Origin of the sequence: Cognatundibacterium luofuense (assembly GCF_018139685.1) — a bacterium.
Lineage (GTDB): Bacteria > Pseudomonadota > Gammaproteobacteria > Burkholderiales > Burkholderiaceae_D > Undibacterium > Undibacterium luofuense.
On the sequence record NZ_JAGSPN010000119.1, the window covers coordinates 1 to 488 of the forward strand.

Below are 488 nucleotides of genomic sequence, written 5' to 3' on the forward strand. Positions count from 1 at the left end.
TGATTTATCCGGATAAAGATGCACCGCAGATCAATACCATTCAGGTTGGAAATCAGAGTCTGCCGACAGCCTTGATTACTGATTTTAACGTGATGGCACGCCGTGCCTTGAAAGATGAACTGCCAGGCATTTATACCCGTGCTGCAATCCGCGCGGCGGTGAAAGGTGTGGCGCAGGATCAGATCAATAAAAATTTTGGTGCCTTAGCCGGTTTGGCCGCCAATATCGCAGTTGCCGCGACGGAGAGCAATGCCGATGACCGCATGTGGCGCAGTCTGCCAGAGCGCGTATTCGTGGCACGTGCCTTCCTGCCGCCGGGTGATTACGACGTGAACTTCACTGGCCGTCCTGGCGAAACCAGTAAAATTTCAGTGGATGGCCGTTACATGGTGGTGCCGGTCCGTTTGTATCAAAACAAAACCTACCTGGGTGATCTGGCCAAATTTGGTACAGTAACGCCAGCGGCTCAGGTCGAGGATAAGCCTGCC

Annotated in this window: 1 pseudogene; it reads left to right on the forward strand. The window is 53.3% G+C overall.

The features are described from left to right. Positions 1-488 (forward strand): annotated as a pseudogene (locus KDM89_RS19615) (COG3014 family protein); the annotation flags it as partial.